This is a genomic window from Salinivibrio sp. PR919 (assembly GCF_001995355.1).
GTDB lineage: Bacteria > Pseudomonadota > Gammaproteobacteria > Enterobacterales > Vibrionaceae > Salinivibrio > Salinivibrio proteolyticus.
The window spans coordinates 1-17,222 of the sequence record NZ_MUFL01000074.1 but is presented as its reverse complement, the minus strand read 5'-3'; the positions used below and the strand labels follow the sequence as shown (position 1 = coordinate 17,222).

At 49.1% G+C, this 17,222-nt stretch carries 21 protein-coding genes and 1 pseudogene; 18 read left to right on the top strand and 4 right to left on the bottom strand.

Annotated features, from left to right (window positions below):
* Positions 1-142 precede the first annotated feature (142 nt).
* The 5 genes and pseudogenes from BZG83_RS12975 to BZG83_RS12955 form a co-directional block, all read left to right on the top strand.
* Positions 143-235, top strand: a pseudogene (locus BZG83_RS12975) (MGMT family protein); the annotation flags it as partial.
* Positions 236-252: 17 nt separating this feature from the next.
* Positions 253-471: a DUF6500 family protein gene (locus BZG83_RS12970; protein WP_077481137.1), complete on the top strand. Its 219-nt coding sequence runs from the start codon at positions 253-255 to the stop codon at positions 469-471.
* A gap of 175 nt (positions 472-646) precedes the next feature.
* Positions 647-1,999 (top strand): molecular chaperone, encoded by a 1,353-nt coding sequence (gene yegD / locus BZG83_RS12965; protein ID WP_077481135.1) that lies wholly within the window; start codon positions 647-649, stop codon positions 1,997-1,999.
* A 45-nt stretch (positions 2,000-2,044) separates the two neighbouring features.
* Positions 2,045-2,602, top strand: coding sequence for a nucleotidyltransferase domain-containing protein (locus BZG83_RS12960; RefSeq protein ID WP_077481133.1), 558 nt, complete (start codon positions 2,045-2,047; stop codon positions 2,600-2,602).
* Between the two features lie 57 nt (positions 2,603-2,659).
* Positions 2,660-3,031 (top strand): MmcQ/YjbR family DNA-binding protein, encoded by a 372-nt coding sequence (locus tag BZG83_RS12955; protein ID WP_077481131.1) that lies wholly within the window; start codon positions 2,660-2,662, stop codon positions 3,029-3,031.
* 83 nt (positions 3,032-3,114) lie between these two features.
* On the opposite strand, the gene BZG83_RS12950 is transcribed toward BZG83_RS12955, so the two are convergent.
* Positions 3,115-3,498 carry a hypothetical protein gene (locus BZG83_RS12950; RefSeq protein WP_077481129.1) on the bottom strand — a complete coding sequence of 128 codons (384 nt, stop codon included), beginning with the start codon at positions 3,496-3,498 and terminating at the stop codon, positions 3,115-3,117.
* 187 nt (positions 3,499-3,685) lie between these two features.
* On the opposite strand from BZG83_RS12950, the gene BZG83_RS12945 reads away from it, so the two are divergent.
* From BZG83_RS12945 to BZG83_RS12930, 4 genes are all read left to right on the top strand, one after another.
* A complete protein-coding gene (locus tag BZG83_RS12945) occupies positions 3,686-4,096 on the top strand; it encodes a cytidine deaminase (protein WP_077481127.1) in 411 nt (136 codons plus the stop codon).
* 88 nt (positions 4,097-4,184) lie between these two features.
* Positions 4,185-5,390 carry an MFS transporter gene (locus BZG83_RS12940; RefSeq protein ID WP_077481125.1) on the top strand — a complete coding sequence of 402 codons (1,206 nt, stop codon included), beginning with the start codon at positions 4,185-4,187 and terminating at the stop codon, positions 5,388-5,390.
* A gap of 92 nt (positions 5,391-5,482) precedes the next feature.
* Positions 5,483-6,244, top strand: a complete 762-nt coding sequence (locus BZG83_RS12935; protein WP_077481123.1) for an N-acetyltransferase — start codon at positions 5,483-5,485, stop codon at positions 6,242-6,244.
* A 31-nt stretch (positions 6,245-6,275) separates the two neighbouring features.
* Positions 6,276-6,848, top strand: a complete 573-nt coding sequence (locus tag BZG83_RS12930) for a DJ-1/PfpI family protein (RefSeq protein WP_077481121.1) — start codon at positions 6,276-6,278, stop codon at positions 6,846-6,848.
* A 36-nt stretch (positions 6,849-6,884) separates the two neighbouring features.
* Here the strand turns inward: BZG83_RS12930 and BZG83_RS12925 are convergent, their stop codons facing one another.
* From BZG83_RS12925 to BZG83_RS12915, 3 genes are all read right to left on the bottom strand, one after another.
* Complete coding sequence (locus tag BZG83_RS12925) at positions 6,885-8,552, bottom strand: mechanosensitive ion channel domain-containing protein (protein WP_443216375.1); 1,668 nt, start codon at positions 8,550-8,552, stop codon at positions 6,885-6,887.
* A gap of 562 nt (positions 8,553-9,114) precedes the next feature.
* Positions 9,115-10,701, bottom strand: coding sequence for a chaperonin GroEL (groL, locus tag BZG83_RS12920; protein ID WP_077481119.1), 1,587 nt, complete (start codon positions 10,699-10,701; stop codon positions 9,115-9,117).
* A 28-nt stretch (positions 10,702-10,729) separates the two neighbouring features.
* Entirely contained in the window at positions 10,730-11,020 is a 291-nt protein-coding gene (locus BZG83_RS12915; RefSeq protein ID WP_077481117.1) for a co-chaperone GroES, read from the bottom strand.
* 338 nt (positions 11,021-11,358) lie between these two features.
* Here BZG83_RS12915 and BZG83_RS12910 point away from each other — a divergent pair, with 338 nt between their 5' ends.
* The 9 genes from BZG83_RS12910 to BZG83_RS12870 all read left to right on the top strand — a co-directional run.
* A complete protein-coding gene (locus BZG83_RS12910) occupies positions 11,359-11,916 on the top strand; it encodes a GNAT family N-acetyltransferase (RefSeq protein WP_077481115.1) in 558 nt (185 codons plus the stop codon).
* A 38-nt stretch (positions 11,917-11,954) separates the two neighbouring features.
* Positions 11,955-14,033, top strand: coding sequence for a M13 family metallopeptidase (locus tag BZG83_RS12905; protein WP_077481113.1), 2,079 nt, complete (start codon positions 11,955-11,957; stop codon positions 14,031-14,033).
* A 79-nt stretch (positions 14,034-14,112) separates the two neighbouring features.
* Positions 14,113-14,658: a ribosomal protein S5-alanine N-acetyltransferase gene (rimJ, locus tag BZG83_RS12900; protein ID WP_077481111.1), complete on the top strand. Its 546-nt coding sequence runs from the start codon at positions 14,113-14,115 to the stop codon at positions 14,656-14,658.
* 57 nt (positions 14,659-14,715) lie between these two features.
* Complete coding sequence (locus tag BZG83_RS12895) at positions 14,716-14,931, top strand: DUF4177 domain-containing protein (RefSeq protein WP_069362674.1); 216 nt, start codon at positions 14,716-14,718, stop codon at positions 14,929-14,931.
* The gene (gene yidD / locus BZG83_RS12890) at positions 14,931-15,155 is read left to right on the top strand and encodes a membrane protein insertion efficiency factor YidD (protein ID WP_069587062.1); all 225 of its coding nucleotides are present in this window, start codon (positions 14,931-14,933) and stop codon (positions 15,153-15,155) included. The genes BZG83_RS12895 and yidD overlap by 1 nt, the downstream gene beginning before the upstream one ends.
* Complete coding sequence (locus tag BZG83_RS12885; RefSeq protein ID WP_077481109.1) at positions 15,155-15,547, top strand: hypothetical protein; 393 nt, start codon at positions 15,155-15,157, stop codon at positions 15,545-15,547. Before yidD ends, BZG83_RS12885 begins: the two co-directional genes overlap by 1 nt.
* A 108-nt stretch (positions 15,548-15,655) precedes the next feature.
* Positions 15,656-16,183: a nucleotidyltransferase family protein gene (locus BZG83_RS12880; protein WP_232112011.1), complete on the top strand. Its 528-nt coding sequence runs from the start codon at positions 15,656-15,658 to the stop codon at positions 16,181-16,183.
* A gap of 88 nt (positions 16,184-16,271) precedes the next feature.
* Positions 16,272-16,691, top strand: a complete 420-nt coding sequence (locus BZG83_RS12875; RefSeq protein ID WP_069587065.1) for a GNAT family N-acetyltransferase — start codon at positions 16,272-16,274, stop codon at positions 16,689-16,691.
* Between the two features lie 191 nt (positions 16,692-16,882).
* A partial coding sequence (locus BZG83_RS12870; protein WP_241828293.1) for a delta-class carbonic anhydrase occupies positions 16,883-17,222 on the top strand: 340 nt, incomplete at its 3' end.

Below are 17,222 nucleotides of genomic sequence, written 5' to 3'. Positions count from 1 at the left end.
ACCTCGTCTTGGTCGCGAGGTCAGAAACCATCGGCGATACCTGATTAAGCTAACCCAATATCAGTGGGCCATCAGGGAATATCAACGGCTAACGCATACGATGGGGCTCGGTCAATTATGAGGGGATCCGCCAGGCCATAGGGTTATCGGCACCCAAGGGGAGCTTATTGGCTATGGTGGCGGTTTGTCACTGAAAAAGCGCCTTTTAGAATTAGAGCAGAACTTATTTATTTAAGGATAGGGTAGGGGCGTATGAGAGCGGAGCTGAGAGCGAAAATCCTGGCAGTATGTGATCAAAAAATCAAAGCGAAAGGTGAGAATGTCGGTGTGTCATTTTATGCGTTCTTCAAAAACAAAAATGACGATCCCGAGCAGTTGATGGAAGCTGCAACCTGGTGGATACAGACCCATCAGTTAGATCATTTTGTTAAGGCAAGAACCATCAAAGAGATGGTGAAAAATAATTTATGACGACTGCACAAAAAATAGCCTATTTTGCCGACAAGGTGTCATTCAGGTTCACCAAGATGACAATGGATAGCGAGGCACGGGCCCAGATAGTCAGATTGGCTTGAGCACACGGATGTTAGAAATCCCGCGACGGTTGAGGTAGCATTGCCGACTTTTTCTGCGGTGAGAGGCATTTATGTATATCGGCTTTGACTATGGTACAGCAAATTGCTCGGTGGCGAAGATTGAAAACGGTCAGCCGACGCTGTTACGTCTGGAAGGGGATAGCACGTTTATCCCTTCCTCCCTTGCCGCACCTACGCGCGAATCAGTGTCTGAGTATCTGTTTCGTCATCGGGGCATCAAGCCGTTAGATACGATTGGCGAGCAGATGTTGCGCCGCGCGATCCATGTAAACCGTGAGGAAAGCATTGAACTTGAGGCGGAGGACATGGCGTTTGGTCAAGCGGCGCTCGACCGCTATCTCGATGATCCGCGCGATATGTACTACGTGAAATCGCCTAAATCTTTCCTTGGTGCGTCAGGTTTACGTGATGCCCAATTGCGCTTTTTTGAAGATCTCGTATGCGCAATGATGGACAACATCAAAACGCAAGCCGAACACCAAACCCAACAGAGTATTCATGATGCGGTGATCGGTCGGCCTATCAACTTTCAAGGCCGTGGAGGCGAGACGGCAAACCGCCAAGCTGAAGGTATTTTGCTCAATGCGGCTAAGCGGGCGGGCTTTAAACAGATTGAATTTCAGTTTGAACCGGTCGCGGCCGGTCTGGACTATGAAGCGACACTGAGCGAAGACCAAATTGTTCTGGTGGTCGATATCGGTGGAGGGACCACAGACTGTTCCTTAATTGAAATGGGGCCATCATGGCGCGGTAGTCGCGATCGCAGTGCAAGTTTATTAGCGCATAAAGGCCAGCGTATTGGCGGCAATGACTTAGATATTGCGTTGGCATTCAAACAAATGATGTTCCCGTTTGGGATGGGCAGCAAAATGGAATCTGGTATTGAAATGCCGATTACGCAGTTTTCCAACCCTATCGCGATCAACAACGTACAAGCGCAAAACGATTTCTATGCGTTTGAAAATTTGGCGGTGCTCAAAGGGCTGCACAAGCAAGCGCAAGAGCCACATAAACTGGCCCGTTTGCTTGAGGTGTATCACGAGTCACTGGGTTACAATATTGTCCGTCGTGCGGAAGAGGCAAAGATTGCGTTGTCGGATCATGCCGCTTACCGAGCGGGTATTAAGCTGTTCTCCGAGCGCGTGGACGTTGATGTATCGCGCGATGATATGATTGATGCGATTGAAGCGCCCAAACGTAAGATGATCGCCTTAGTTCACGATGTGGTCGCGCAGGCCGGTGTAAAGCCTGACGTGATTTTTATGACAGGCGGCTCGGCGCGCTCACCCTTCTTGCGGGAGGCTGTACAAGCAGAGTTACCGAACATCCCAGTGGTGAGTGGTGACTACTTTGGCTCAGTCACCGCAGGCTTAGCGCGTTGGGCGGAAGTCTGCTTTAAGTAAGCCGCAACGGCCGTTGCGGCTCGTTCGAAACATTAAGGAATAACTATGATTCAGGATGAAATAAACGGACAGCACTTACCTTTGCAGCAGGCATTGATTGAATCGGCCTGCGCCGCGTTTGCTTCAGAACAGGATGTGATTGCGGCAGTATTAGTCGGCTCTCTCGCCGCGGGCAAAGGCGATCGCGTGTCCGATGCGGATATTATCGTGTTTACACAGCACGGCTTTCATCGCTCGGCAGCGTCATGTTTTGCGCGCTTTGAGGCCGGGAAAGACATTTTCTATTGCTTGTCCGGTGATCACAATGAACAGGCGATGTTTAAAAAATATATTTTCACGGATCTAACCAGTGCCGAAATCCATTGTTTGGACGTGAGCGAGCCATTTCAGCTCGCGCAGCCCTTTGTCGTTTTATTTGATAAAGCAGACATCGTCCCTGCGCGAGTGACGGATGAGCCAGCCCCTAAGCATGAGAACTTTCCTGTTTACACCAGCGGGGATGAAGGGCTGATTTGGGAGCTGTTTGATTGTATCAAATGGCTGAGCCGTGAAAATAACTCGTTAGCAAAAGGTTACCTTCAAAAGCTGTCAGCCGCATTGTAACTGACAGAAGCAACACCGTTTTCTACTTTGTTGTTAAGGTGTCAAAAGGAGAGCCGCATGGATCACTCTACATTTAATCAATACTGCCGCGCGTTTACGGCTGCGACACATGTGGTGCAGTGGGGCAACTCAGACGTCTGGAAAGTGGGTGGGAAAGTCTTCGCCATTGGCACTCGCAGTAAAAGCGGTCAACCGGCGTTTACCTTTAAAACCTCGCCAATGAATTATGCTTTTTTGTGCGATCTTGAAGGTTACGTACCGGCGCCGTACTTTGCTAACCGGGGTATGAAATGGATTCAACAAACCCTCACTACCGGGGAGCTTGATGAAGACTTAAAGTACTATGTGGCGCAATCGTATCAGCTTGTTTGTCAGGGCTTGAGCAAAGCGAAACGCGCTGAGCTCGGCGTCGATGACAACAGTCTTTGATAAAGGCGCTGGACAAGCCATTCAGGGTTGGCAAACGCCGGCAATAATAGGAACCCATCTTAGCGAAAACTTCCGTATTTTGATTAGAAATCATGCACCAAGGTGGGTGTGTTGGCGCGAAATAGTTTTGTTAGGGCAGACTTATATCGCCAACCCAATGTCAGTAGCCGTTTCGCTAAGCTTTGATTTTGAATGGTGGCAACTTCAATGCCGCGGTAGTGATGCGGATGCGCTTGAATATAATCGATAAACGCCGTCAGTACCCCTTGGCCGCGAACGCTGGGGGCAAATTGTAGCGAAACAATCGATAATCGCTGACTACCGATCGGACAGTGAACCAGACAATAGCCGAGTGGGTGCTTGATCGCGGTGGAGAGCTCTGGAAAAGCGCGCGTCTGGTGACGTTGAGCTAATTGGTCATACCCGTGGCATAGGTGGTTAAGCAGTTGCCGAGCGTTATCATCCATCGATGTGTCTCTGGAAAGGCCGAAACGTAGCCACCATATTAAAGACTTTATTTTTTCGAAAAACAGAAAAGCGCAAGCCACGTATTTGCCTCTTTTGGGCACGATAATCGTGCATAAATGGACCTTATTGCAGTCGCATGAATGCGTGTATATCAAGCAAAGCGGAGAGGTTAAAAAAAGGATTTTTATGCAAGAGATAGAACAGTCACTTTATGATGCGGCGTTGACGTTACTGCAAACGCGTTATCCTACGGGGTGGGGAGGCGCTGCTGCCGTCAGGCTAGCGTCTGGTGACATTGTAACTAGTGTGGCGCCAGATGTGAAAAATGATGCACTATCGCTGTGTATGGAAGTCGGTGCCTATTTAGAAGCACACAAACGCGATGAAGTCGTTACACATTCTTTATGTCTTTGTCGTGAGGACGAACATAGCCAAGTTTTGATACTTAGCCCTTGTGGCGTTTGCCAAGAACGCTTAGTGCATTGGGGCGGCGATGTAAAAGCTGCGATTTCTACGCCAGATAACCAGCTAGTTTTTAAAACTGTGCGCGAGCTCATGCCGCACCATTGGTCGTTAGTGAATGACGAGTTTTTATAAATTTATCAATCATGTACATTATGTGCTGATTTTTTAACACGGACGTTTAACGATTACGACAATCAACAAGATTCTTTCTGCGGTGGCGATGTATAAAGGATTACACCGCAATATTTACTACGTTGCACTGGCCCGCATGATCCTCGGGATGGGCAACTTTATTATTCCTTTCCTCGTGTTGTTGTTTACCGATAAGCTCGGCTACTCCGCGTCGCTGGCGGGTTCATTGGCGATGAGTATTACTGGCTTGTACCTGCTGGGGAGTTTTATTGGTGGCAAACTTTCTGACTGGGTAGGCCATAAAAACACTATGGTGGCGGGAGAATGTGTCGGCGCTATCCTACTGCTGGTGTGCGGGTTTGCACCCGATGCCCCAGTGATGGTGCCGGCGTTTTTGTTCGCGGCATACTTCTTTATCGGTGTAGCGTTGCCTGCCAGTAATGCATTGGTGGCAGATTTATCTCATGCAGGTAATCGTGATGCGGTGATGTCGCTTAGCTATCTTGCCTATAACTTGGGTTCAGCGATTGGTCCCATCTTAGCGGGCTATTTGTTTTGGCAGCACACTGAGTGGATTTTCTTTGGTAACGGGCTTGCTGTCTTGGTGGGTATCCTTGTGGTTGCCTTTTTGGTCAATGTGACCGAGCAAGCCGTCCCCGAGTCTGACTCTGACCTTGAGCGTGCGGTAGAAGGCAATGTGTGGTCGGTGCTTAAATCACGTCCTTACCTCATTGTGTTCACTTTGTTTTGTGGCATGCTTTGGTTTGCGCTGAACCAAATGACAATGGCTAGCCCGCTTTATTTGAGTCATTTATTTGGCCAAGAAGGGCCCGTGCGTTTTGGTCAGTTGATGACGTATGCGTGCATATTGGTGGTGATCATCACGCCGCTATTGCTTCGCGCGACATCTGGACATACTGAGACGATGGCGTTGGCCTATGCAGGACTTTTATTTGTGCTGGGGTATGGTCTTGTGATGTTGGCACCTACGATTCCCGTTCACTTTTTAGCGTGGTTTTTTCTTTCCGCTGGCGAGGTGTTGGTCCTCACCAAAGAGGGTGTGTATCTTGCCAACAACTCACCGGCGAGTCATCGCGGTCGTATTCAAGGAGTACTGATCACGTTGCGTAGCTTATTGCTGATGCCAAGCTTTGTATTGATTGGCTATGTCATCGATACGTTCGGCTATTCGGTGACTTGGTCGCTTGTTATTGCGATGGCGATGTGTGCCAGTATCGGTATGCTTTTATTATCGGTGCGGGAGAAAACACGCCTCGCAGCCACGTCGTCATAAGATTGATGGCTTTGTGACTCACGCTGACTCATCATCCATGAGGTTAAGGTAGGTTAAAGGTATACCATCAATACACCTGTGTGGAGGTGAATATGGCCTACCTAACCTTAACCCCAGAAACCTTGGATGATGCGCATATCTGCTGTGCGTTCTCGGATAAAAAGTGTCAAGCCAGCTATCAGGCGAAAAAGCAGTGGCTAAAGCAGGAGCATCAGCACGGATACCGTTTTCGCCGTTTAGATGAACGCGCCAAAGTCTTTATCGAATATGGCCCAGCAGAGACAGCTTGGCAGCCCATACAAGCGGATGGTTATCTGGCATTGGGTTGCTTTTGGGTCTCTGGGAAATACAAAGGGCATGGACACGGCAAGCAACTGTTAGCTGACGCCATTGAAGCGGCTAAACAGCAAAATAAGCAAGGCCTAGTCGCCGTGGTTGGTAAAAAGAAATACCACTTTATGAGCGATACAAAATGGTTAAAAGGCCAAGGCTTCAACGTGGCGGATGAGGCCCCTAATGGCTTTGTGCTGTTGTATTATCCGCTGAATGATGCAGCTGAAATACCGCAATTTAGAGAATCCGTTCATACTGCCAATGTATCAACCGAAGGGTGTGTGGCGTATTACTCCCATCGTTGTCCTTATGCGGAATACCATGTGCTGAATTCGCTACAGCAGAGCTGTGCGCAGCGTGGCATCCCGCTTGAAGTGCATCATTTAGAGACATTGAGCCAAGCACAAGCATGTCCTTCACCGGCCACCATTTTTAGTTTGTATTATCAGGGCGAGTTTATCACCACCGATATCAGTGCCTGTATGGAGAGCCGTTTTGATAAGTTTATTCCTCATCATTAAACCAACACTTACATGGATGTAAGGACAAACGATGAATATTGGTATTTATGTGTATGAGCACGCAGAGGTGCTCGATTTTGCCGGACCTTTTGAAGTATTTAGCACCGCAAAACGTTTGGGCGCGGACAGTTGGCAGGTTGGACTGATTGCTGAACAAGACACACCTGTGCTCGCGCGCGGCGGCTTGCGTGTCGTGCCGGATTATCATCTTGCCAACCATCCCACGCTGGATGTACTGCTGGTTGTCGGCGGCGTTCACCATGAGCAAGTCACTAACCCGTCGGTGATCGATTGGGTGAAGCAACAAGATGCGATCACTCAATGCACGGCCTCTGTCTGTACGGGGGCGTTCATACTCGCAGAGGCCGGATTACTCGATGGTCGAAATGTGATCACGCATTGGGAAGATATGGACGACCTCAGCCGTGCTTATCCGCCATTAAGCGTGGTATCAGGTAAGCGCTGGGTGAGGGATGGAAAATATCTCACCTCCGCGGGCATATCTGCAGGCATTGATATGAGTTTGCAGCTGGTGGCTGATCTGCACAGCGAAGATTTAGCCTTGCGCGTAGCAAAGCAAATGGATTACCACTGGCAGCGTTGAGTGCAAACCGACAGGTAAACCATTTGCGGCGCCATGCTAGTGATTTGAGCGAGCCTCTGGCGCTGTCGAGACCCAATTCAGATGGACGTCTTGTTGCGGGAATGGAATCGAGATGCCTTCTTCATCAAAGCGCAATTTGACTGTTTTGGTGACATCCCAGTAGACGTCCCAATAATCATCGGTTTTCACCCATGGTCGGACAATAAAATCTACCGAGGAGGTATTCAGAACATGTACTTTGATCATGGGCTCCGGTGTACGAAGTACCGCAGGATGTGACTGGACAATCTCGGTGAGCACGGCTTCTGCTTTAAGTAGGTCATCTTTATAGCCGATACCAAACACCATATCCACCCGCCGAATCCGCTCTCGAGTGACGTTTTTAATCACATCGCCCCAAATTTTGCTGTTCGGCACAATGATAATTTGATTGTCAAACGTGCGAATCGTGGTATTCACCAAGCTCATATTGCCTACTTTGCCATCCACGCCACCGGCGTAGACAAAATCACCTACATCGAAAGGGCGGTAGATCAGTAGCATCATCCCTGCAGCAAAGTTTGATAGTGTATCTTGCAGCGCAAAACCGATAATGACCCCAGCGATACCAAAGCCAGTGAGTACCGGAGTAAGATTGACCCCGATCTGGGAGAGACCGATCAAGATCCCAATTACCCACACAGCTTTTCCAGACATCGAGACGAAAAAGTCTTGCATCAACTGCGAAAACTTAAAGTTTTTATTGGCGACCGCGGATTTCACAACGGAGCGCGTGAGTCTCGCGAGCAGTTTTGCCACCAACAAAATCAGCACAAAAATGATGAGCTGGAAAACCAACTGTGGTGCATTGTCTTCTGCCCAGTTCAGGGCATTTTCGGACCAATGGGAGAGAATCGAATACGCGACATCCACATCCAGAATATCTTGAGTGATGTTGCCAGTAACGCCAAATAGCTGGCGTTTATATTCTGAGGTTTCGATCCCCAACTGATCGGCGAGCTGATAGGTGCGCTTTAAGCCATCAGTGGCGATCGTGAGGCGTTGTTGGGTGTTCAACTGCGTCAGCTGTAACGCGGATTTTTCGGAATCAGGACTCGATTTAATTTGCTTTTCTTGCGCCGTGTATTGCTGACGCAGATAGTCGATAGATGCCGAAAGAAGTCGTAAACGCTGGTTAAGACGTTGCTCTAAGGTGTTTCGCGCTTCACGTGCGGGCTGCTCGAGCTGCTCAAGCCAGCGTATGTTTTCCCAGCTGGCTTCAAAGGTGGTGCTTAAATAATGTTGCAGTTCTGCATACTCATTAATCAATGGTAGGCGTTGTTCTTGGCTGGCTTGAGTGATTTGCTCATTGAGGCTATTGAGACGGGTTGTGATGTATTGATACGCATCTTGGGTATACCGCCGCTGCGCCGTGACCAGTTGAATCAACTGCGGGTTATCTAAGCTTTGCTGATTGATGGCGTCGGCGAGCAGCTCTCGCAGCTCTTCATTTTTGGTAAATAGCTGCAATTGGATTGCATCTTTGTCATCGCCTTTTGCCTGTTCAAGGCTTTCTACAAGGGTCTGAATATATTGTTTGGTGCGCGCTATTTGATGCGCTAATGAGGTGGTGTCGCTCGATGTGACATTTGGTTCGGTGGGCGCCGGTGCTTGGTCGGCATGGGCCAACGGAAGAAACAGAAGGGTGGTCACCAGTACTAACATGACTGTATTCATGCGTTGACGGTGATGCGACAAAGTTTTCATCCAATTCACGTTTGTTTCCTCTTGCCTGTTGGCGATAGTGATGGGCATCGATGGCGGCAATCCAATGCCCAACCGAGCCTTGCCCCTGAGCTTTAATAGCGTAGCGAGTTTAGCCTTAACTGCCTATACCGTCAGCCATTTTTGTGACGCACTGGTTTTTATGATGCGTTAGCTATTGCTTGTGGATCGCGTGTGCCGGTGTCTGCCAACGGGCAATGAGAACGACGGTTTAGTGAACCAGGTGATAACGCTTGCTTTGTCGCATCACAATGCTGGCAGCTAACAACGTGATTATTAGCGCGACCGATAAAGTATTAGCCGGGAAGAACTCTCGCCGTTGGCTAAGGCGCGGAAATGACATCGCTGCGGGCCAACTTGACGCGATTGCTTGAGTGGTAGCGGTTTCGGATACTGAAAAAGAATAGGCGGGTAAACCCATCATACTGCATGCCTCAATAATCCAGTAAGCGGGCCCTAACGAGCCCGCTGTCGTGTTTGTCGTTAATGATGTTCGCGTAAATTAGTCAGCGTGCTTGGCGTCGGTCACCATCGTTTCGGTGGTGATCATGAGGCCGGCAACGGACGCTGCAAATTGGAGCGCCGAGCGCGTGACTTTCGCTGGGTCCAAAATGCCCATGTCAATCATATTGCCATATTCACCGGTTGCGGCGTTGTAGCCATACTGGTCGCTGCCTGCTTTGACCGCGTTTGCAACCACTGACCCTTCGTGACCTGCGTTTATCGCAATTTGACGCAGAGGCTCTTCAAGGGCGCGTAAGGCAAGCCGGATCCCCACGTTTTGATCGTCGTTGTCACCTGTCAGATCACGCAGCGCATGTGCAATTTGAATCAATGCGACACCGCCGCCGGCCACGATCCCTTCTTCAACCGCAGCACGGGTAGCATGCAGAGCATCATCCACGCGATCCTTTTTCTCTTTCATTTCGACTTCGGTCGCGGCACCGATTTTAATCACTGCGACGCCACCGGAGAGCTTGGCAATCCGTTGCTGAAGTTTCTCTTTGTCGTATTGCGAGCTGGTGGCCTCAAGCTGTCTTTCGAGAGTCGCAATGCGATCTTTGAGTGCACTTTCCTCTGCGGCACCGTCAATAATGGTGGTGGTGTCTTTGTTGATGGTGACTTTTTTCGCGCTGCCTAACTGTTCTAGCGTGACGTCTTCAAGCGCAATGCCCAGCTCCTCGGTGACAAGCGTACCTGCGGTTAATGCGGCAATATCATGCATCATGGCTTTGCGATTATCCCCAAATCCGGGCGCTTTGACGGCGGCGGTACGTACAATGCCGCGCATATTGTTGATCACCAAGGTCGCGAGGGCTTCACCATCGACATCTTCTGCAATAACCAGCAGTGAGCGTGATGATTTTGCTACCGCCTCGAGGATTGGCAGCAGTTCACGAATATTGCTAATTTTTTTGTCGACTAACAGGATGTAAGGATTGTCGAGTTCGACGGTGCCACTGTTTTGATGCGTAATAAAATAGGGTGACAAATAACCGCGGTCGAATTGCATCCCTTCAACGACCGATAATTCATTCGCGAGCCCTTGGCCCTCTTCAACGGTAATGACGCCATTACGGCCGACTTTGTCCATGGCTTGCGCAATGAGTTCGCCAATGTCGTTGTCGCTGTTGGCTGAAATGCTACCGACTTGTTGAATAGCGTGCTTTTCACTGCACGGTTTCGCCATTTCACGTAGCTTTGCGATGGCAGCCTCAGTGACCTTATCAATACCGCGTTTGAGATCCATGGGGTTCATTCCCGATGCAACCGCTTTCAAGCCTTCGTTGATAAACGCTTGAGCCAGTACGGTTGCGGTTGTGGTGCCGTCTCCCGCCTCATCGTTGGCTTTGGAGGCGACCTGTTTGACCATTTGGGCGCCCATGTTTTCAAATTTGTCTTCTAAGGTGATCTCTTTGGCAACCGATACCCCATCTTTGGTGATGGTTGGCGCGCCATAAGACTTATCAAGCACAACGTGACGGCCTTTAGGCCCTAAGGTCACTTTTACTGCGTCGGCGAGGATATTGACACCGCGTAGCATTTTTTGACGAGCATCATCAGAATATAAAATCTCTTTTGCAGCCATGATATTCTCCTAAATACGCTGAAAATAATTACGCAACAACCGCTAACACGTCAGACTCAGACAGGATCAGATACTCGTTCCCATCAATTTTCTCTGTCTTAACGCCATAGCCATCGTTGAAGATGATGGTGTCACCTTCTTTTACTGCCATTGGTGCGCGTTCACCGTTGGCGAGGCGCTTCCCTTCGCCGACAGCGATCACACGACCACGGTTGGATTTTTCGGTCGCTTGAGAAGTCAGTAAAATTCCTCCTTCTGTCTTATTATCAACCACTTGTCGTTCAACAAGGAGTTTGTCGTGCAAAGGACGAATTTTCATATACGGTGTCTCCTACGTAAGCTATCAAACTAAAAGACAAGATGATGATGCCCAAGAGATCAGGGATGGGGCATCAAAGTCGTCTCCATGGCGACTTCAAGGCTATAGATTGGGCCTGCTGTATTAAGTTCAAGGCGCTGTTTCATTGAATATTTTTATCGATATGAGAAATTTTTTTTGCCTATTACATGCTGAATCGCGAGGCGCAAAAACGTATCTCTTGGTGCGCGAAGCGCTTTGGCACGTGTATGATGAGTCACGCTGATGTCAGTCATCGACGGGCGTTAGCGGCTCATGATTAATGGCAGTCATGGGATTGAATTGAAAGGAATAGGAACATGTTTCCAGCAACATGGCGGTCTGAACGCCTATGTTTTAGTGCGTTTGAGTACAGTGATGCAAAGCGTGTTAAAGCGCTGTTTGAGCAAAATCAGCACCTGCAATATCAAGATCCCACGTTTAAACCTTGGTCGTTATCGACCTATCAAGCATTGATAGCGGATAGTGCGGAGAAAAAGGCGCCCGACGTCGAAGAGGCCTTTTACCTTCGTCGCATTCAGACCCATGACGGTAAAGATATTGGCTACTTACAAATCTCGCTCAATGCGCCGGATGCACAGAGTGTTTGGTTGCCCATGCTCACTATTTCCCCAAGATATCAAAAACATGGCTATGGCAGCGAAGCGGTTGCGAGCGTGATTGAAACCGTGCAAGCTTATGGAGACTATCGACGCATGGGTGTGAATGTTTACGCCGAAAACATTCGCGCGTTTCGATTCTGGTATCAGCAAGGGTTTTGTCGTATTTCCCATTTTGAACCCGAGCAAGATGAAGGACGAGATTACCATTGTTTGGTGCTCTATCGCGATTTAGACGTGAGGACACCACCACGATAGTGAACAAGGAAAGTGACTGAGTCATATAGGAAAGGAAAATGATAAAAACACCGAAAAAACGTCTGTTACTGACGCGTGTCGCACTGAGTGTTGTACTCGGCATGGGGCTCAGCGTTTCATCAACTACGGTGCAGGCGGCTGACGCTGCACAGGTTCAGGTGCAGCGAGCGTCTGGGCTCCATCTGCAAGATTTTGATCGTTCGGTTCGTCCACAAGATGACTTGTTCCGTTACGTGAACGGCACGTGGTACGACCAAACCCAAATCCCCAGTGATATGTCCAGCTATGGTGCGTTCCGTATCTTGGCTGAAGAGAATGAAAAGCGTCTGAAAGGCATCATTGATGAGCTGGTGGCGCGTGATGATCTCAAGCCAGGCTCCAACGAGCAAAAGCTGCGTGATTTTTATCTTAGCTATATGGACCAAGATAAAATTGATGCCTTGGGGGTCACGCCAATCAAACCTGAGCTCGATCGTATTGCCGCTATTTCCTCGAAGCCTGCGTTGATTTATGCGATGGCCGATTTGCGACAAATTGGCGTTGGGATCCCGTTTAGTTTTTATGCGTGGGCCGATGCGAAAAACCCTGACTATAACGCTCTGTATCTGAGCCAAAGCGGGTTGGGCTTGCCGGATAGAGACTATTATTTCCGCGACACCGAGGACGCTGAGCGTATCCGCACCGCTTACAAACGCTATCTCCAAGATATGCTGCGCTTAGCGGGCTACGATCAGGCCAAACAACGCGCGGATCGAATTTATCAGCTGGAAAAAACGCTGGCTGAACACCACTGGACACGCGCTAAACGCCGTGACGCGCAAGCAACCTATAACAAAATGCCAATTGAAGCGATCAATCAGTTGATGGGCGGGTTTGATTATGCCCGCTTTGCCAAACGCGCGGGTATCGATAAAGCCGGTGAGGTTGTGGTGCGCATGCCATCTTATTTTGAGGCGCTCGGGCAGGTGTTTGAGCAAACCAGCCTGCAAGCGTGGCAAGATTATCTCACCATTCGTACCCTTAATGCCTTTGCACCGCGCCTTAACCATGAGCTGGTTGAACGTCAATTCGCGTTCTATTCCAAAACCCTCAACGGTATTCCTGAGCAGCGTGACCGCTGGAAGCGAGGCGTGCAAGCCACTGAAGGGGTATTGGGTGAAGCGCTTGGCCAAGAGTATGTCGCCCGCTACTTCCCTCCGCAAGCCAAAGCGCGTATGGAAACCATGATTGATAACCTGCGTGCCGCGTTTAAAGACTCGATTGAATCATTGGCGTGGATGAGCGATGAAACCAAAGCGAAAGCATTGGATAAGCTGAGTAAATTCACGCCCAAAATCGGCTATCCAGAGCAATGGGAAGATTACAGCGCGCTGACTATCAACGCTGATGACTTGATTGGTAACAGCAAACGTGCCGCACGCTGGGGCTATCAAGATATGCTGTCGCGGATTGGTGCGCCGGTTGATCGCAAAGAGTGGGGCATGACCCCGCAAACGGTCAACGCTTATTACAGCCCAACTGCCAATGAGATTGTGTTCCCCGCCGGGATCTTACAACCACCATTTTTTGATATGAATGCGGATGATGCTGTGAACTATGGCGGTATTGGCGCGGTGATTGGTCATGAAATGGGACACGGTTTTGATGATCAGGGTTCGCGTTATGATGGCGATGGTAATCTATCAAACTGGTGGACGGATGAGGATCGGGCGCGCTTTGATGCACGCACCCAAAAGCTGGCTGAGCAATTTAGCCAGTTTGAGCCATTGCCGGGCTTGTTCATTGACGGCAAAGTGTCTTTGGGTGAGAACATTGGTGATTTAGTCGGCTTGACCACCGCCTTCCGCGCCTATCAAAAATCGTTGCACGGAGAACCGTCTCCAGTGATTGACGGGTATACCGGCGAGCAGCGATTCTTCCTCAGCTGGGGGCAGATTTGGAAAATGAAGATGCGTGAAGATGCCCTGCGTGAGCGTGTGTCGCTGGGTCCGCATGCGCCACCGCAATATCGCGTGCTTGGTGCGCCGCGCAATGTCCCTGCGTTCTATGAAGCCTTTGATATTAAAGAAGGTGATGGCATGTATTTACCCGAAGATCAGCGGGTGAATATCTGGTAATCTCTGATGCCGCCACCAAGGCGGCATTTTTTTAGAATTTAGTACTGTCCGTCGCGCCAATCGATGTAAGGAGGCCAAAGTGCTAAGCACCCCAAGGACGAGATTAGTTTTACTTCCCCCAGAAAAAGCCGACATGATGGCGCAGTTTTATCAACGAAATCGTGCTCACCTTTCCCCATGGGAGCCCATACGTCCTGCCGCATTTTATCGCGAAGACTATTGGCATAGCGCGCTGCAAGAAGCGAACGATTTGTTTCAACAGCAGCAAGCCTTCAAGTTTGTGATTTTGCATCATGAACGGGACGATGTGATAGGGGTGTGCAATTTTACCAATGTCATTCACGGCGCCTTTAAAGCGTGCATGTTAGGTTATGCCGCTGACAAGCATTATCAAGGGCAGGGCTACATGCACGAAGCCATCCAAGCAGGCATCCGTTTTGTATTTGATCAGGTTGGGTTGCACCGTGTGATGGCCAACTATATTCCGGACAACACGCGCAGTGAGCGGCTACTTACCAAGCTAGGGTTTGAGCGCGAAGGCTATGCTCGCCGTTACCTCAAGATCAATGGCCGCTGGCAAGATCATGTCCTCACCGCCAAACTCAATCCTTCAATGGAAGAGTGAGTCGTGGAATCACCAGTCGGACATTCCGTTTTATCCATTTAACTGTCAGGAGAAAAAATGAGTCAGTTTACCGAGTACAAAGTTGTTCATATTGTTGAAGGTGGTTGCGGCACCTTATTGCTGGGCTCAAGTGGCTTGCCGTTGCAACGCCTCGAAGCCGAACTCAATCAATACGCGCAAGATGGCTGGCAGGTTGTTTTTCAAGTCATTGAAAAGAAAAGATACATGCTGTTTTGGCAGCGTGAGGCAGTGATTGTCACCCTAGGTCGCTAATGCTCAAGTATTTGTCGCTTACGTTGATCCATCGTTACCAAGCTAAAGGTGGATCAAAGAAACTGTTCAATATTGAGTGTAATTTCGAGCCGAGCTGCTCGGAGTACACGCGCCAAGCGATCGAAAGATACGGCGCACTCCGAGGCTGGCAACTCGGATTGGCGCGCATTCGCCGCTGTAATAATCCCAATGCGATTGAAAAAATTCACGACGAGGTGCCTTAATGCGTTGTACCCAACCGATCGAAGCGCTGGAGGCGCAAGAAGAAGCACTGAGGAAGCAGGTGAATGGCTTGACCCAAAGCCAGAAAAAACGCTATTTTGCCGAGCAAGCCAGACAGCTCAAAGATCCCGATACCTATGCGGCACTGAATTGGGCATTCCTTGGTGGCTTTCATCATCTTTACTTGCGAAGGTATGGGTTGTTTGTCGTAGAATGTGCATTATTGGTGATCGCCGTTATCGGCTTAGTGATGAGTCAGCCTTATTTTGCGTTGATTTTGGTTGGCTTAGTGCTATTTGAGTTACCACAGCTGTTTTTCGCCCAGAGAATTGCCAGGCAGTATAACTATCATGTATCACGCGAAATATTCGAACACGTCCGTCGTGGTGACTAATTCATGAAACGTCGCCGGATCCGTAAACGTCACCAGCACCATTTCTTTTTATGCCAGAAGACATATCGTCGCGCCTTAATTGATTTGATTGAGGCAGATCCTGTGAGGATGCGTGCGCTACGATGTGTTCAGTCCCTCAATTTACCCCAGTGCTATATCGCCGCCGGGTTTGTTCGTAACTTGGTCTGGGATGCATGCCACAAGTACCCGCCGAGTGCGCTTAATGATATTGATGTGATCTACTTTGATCCCTCTGATACCAGCATTGAGCGCGAGCAATACCTTGAAGCCTTGTTGCAAAAGACCATGCCTGAGATGACTTGGCAGGTGCGCAATCAAGCAAGAATGCATGAAAAGCATCAAGATCGGCCGTATGCGAGCACCCTGGATGCGATGCGTTTTTGGCCCGAAAAGGAAACCGCCATTGCGGTTCGCCTTGATATGAATCAGCGTTGTGAAGTGATCGCCGCATTCGGTGTACAGTCTTTGTTTGAACTGAAACTCAGCCATAATCCAGCTCGCCCTTGGTCGGTATTCCAGCAGCGAATTGATAACAAGCAATGGCTAACCCATTGGCCAAAGCTAACGGTAACAACCCAGTGTTCGGTGGCGGCTAAGCCAATCAATGCGGAGTAAGAACCGATAAAGTGCGCATGGACACAGATTGTCCATGCCACCCAAGGCATACTCGTTTCTGTGTTAATCAGTATGGATACGTAAGCACATGAAATATCGTATGGATGCTAACCCGAGTGATGATGATATTACCGCCATTCGCCAAGGGTTAAAGCAAAGTAATCACCCGTTTCTTGCCGGGATCCCAGAAGGGTCGTTAGCTGGTTATGCCTTTAATGATCATGATGAGCGAGTAGGTGGAATTATAGCCAACACCTGGGGGCAATGGCTGTTGATTAAATACCTTTGGGTGGATGACGCCTTTCGTCAACGCCATGTTGGTAGTCATCTATTGAGCAATTTGGAAGAGTACGGCAAAGAGGTAGGTTGTAAGATGGCCTTTGTCGATACCTTTAGTTTTCAAGCCAAACCTTTTTATGAAAAGCATGGCTATCAATGCCAGATGACGTTAGATGATTACCCCCTCAACCATTCTTTGCACTTTATGACTAAAAAGCTTGCGGACTAAGCCGGGCACTGAGCGGGTTAAATTCTCATTCCGACAAGCAACTGACTGATTTGTCGTGAGTAAATAGTGATAAAGATTCCAAAAAACGGGTCGCGTTGTGTGGTTTATCAACGGGCTACGGCTGAGATCAATATACTTGCGAGTAACAGGACTAGACTCGCAAGTTTTTGACTCACAGATAGAAAGGAATCATGAAGACATCACGTTCATTATTAGCGGCTTCTCTTAGCTTGCTGCTTACCCCCTCCGTTTTCGCGACTGCGAGCTCTGATGAAGCATTGCTCGCTAACCAGCATCAAGCCCTTAGTCAAGCGACGTTAGGTAAGGGCTTTGGCCCTCAGTCACCTCGCGATATCGATCAAATCTCAGGTACTAATCCACAACGTTTTCAGTACGCACCTGCCGCAGCGCAAATGAATCTATGTAATATTCATTTTCATAAAAATGCAGAACACAAAGGTGGCGAATTTACTCGATATGCTGGGATCGGAGACGGACAGGGTTATCAGTCGGGTTACCTCTATACGGGAC

What these genes read in the sequence shown, in the direction of transcription:
- BZG83_RS12970 (WP_077481137.1), top strand. Translation starts at nt 253, where the DNA reads ATGAGAGCGGAGCTGAGAGCGAAAATCCTGGCAGTATGTGATCAAAAA.
- yegD (WP_077481135.1), top strand. Translation starts at nt 647, where the DNA reads ATGTATATCGGCTTTGACTATGGTACAGCAAATTGCTCGGTGGCGAAG.
- BZG83_RS12960 (WP_077481133.1), top strand. Translation starts at nt 2,045, where the DNA reads ATGATTCAGGATGAAATAAACGGACAGCACTTACCTTTGCAGCAGGCA.
- BZG83_RS12955 (WP_077481131.1), top strand. Translation starts at nt 2,660, where the DNA reads ATGGATCACTCTACATTTAATCAATACTGCCGCGCGTTTACGGCTGCG.
- BZG83_RS12950 (WP_077481129.1), bottom strand. Translation starts at nt 3,498, where the DNA reads ATGGATGATAACGCTCGGCAACTGCTTAACCACCTATGCCACGGGTAT.
- BZG83_RS12945 (WP_077481127.1), top strand. Translation starts at nt 3,686, where the DNA reads ATGCAAGAGATAGAACAGTCACTTTATGATGCGGCGTTGACGTTACTG.
- BZG83_RS12940 (WP_077481125.1), top strand. Translation starts at nt 4,185, where the DNA reads ATGTATAAAGGATTACACCGCAATATTTACTACGTTGCACTGGCCCGC.
- BZG83_RS12935 (WP_077481123.1), top strand. Translation starts at nt 5,483, where the DNA reads ATGGCCTACCTAACCTTAACCCCAGAAACCTTGGATGATGCGCATATC.
- BZG83_RS12930 (WP_077481121.1), top strand. Translation starts at nt 6,276, where the DNA reads ATGAATATTGGTATTTATGTGTATGAGCACGCAGAGGTGCTCGATTTT.
- BZG83_RS12925 (WP_443216375.1), bottom strand. Translation starts at nt 8,552, where the DNA reads ATGTTAGTACTGGTGACCACCCTTCTGTTTCTTCCGTTGGCCCATGCC.
- groL (WP_077481119.1), bottom strand. Translation starts at nt 10,701, where the DNA reads ATGGCTGCAAAAGAGATTTTATATTCTGATGATGCTCGTCAAAAAATG.
- BZG83_RS12915 (WP_077481117.1), bottom strand. Translation starts at nt 11,020, where the DNA reads ATGAAAATTCGTCCTTTGCACGACAAACTCCTTGTTGAACGACAAGTG.
- BZG83_RS12910 (WP_077481115.1), top strand. Translation starts at nt 11,359, where the DNA reads ATGTTTCCAGCAACATGGCGGTCTGAACGCCTATGTTTTAGTGCGTTT.
- BZG83_RS12905 (WP_077481113.1), top strand. Translation starts at nt 11,955, where the DNA reads ATGATAAAAACACCGAAAAAACGTCTGTTACTGACGCGTGTCGCACTG.
- BZG83_RS12895 (WP_069362674.1), top strand. Translation starts at nt 14,716, where the DNA reads ATGAGTCAGTTTACCGAGTACAAAGTTGTTCATATTGTTGAAGGTGGT.
- yidD (WP_069587062.1), top strand. Translation starts at nt 14,931, where the DNA reads ATGCTCAAGTATTTGTCGCTTACGTTGATCCATCGTTACCAAGCTAAA.
- BZG83_RS12885 (WP_077481109.1), top strand. Translation starts at nt 15,155, where the DNA reads ATGCGTTGTACCCAACCGATCGAAGCGCTGGAGGCGCAAGAAGAAGCA.
- BZG83_RS12880 (WP_232112011.1), top strand. Translation starts at nt 15,656, where the DNA reads ATGCGTGCGCTACGATGTGTTCAGTCCCTCAATTTACCCCAGTGCTAT.
- BZG83_RS12875 (WP_069587065.1), top strand. Translation starts at nt 16,272, where the DNA reads ATGAAATATCGTATGGATGCTAACCCGAGTGATGATGATATTACCGCC.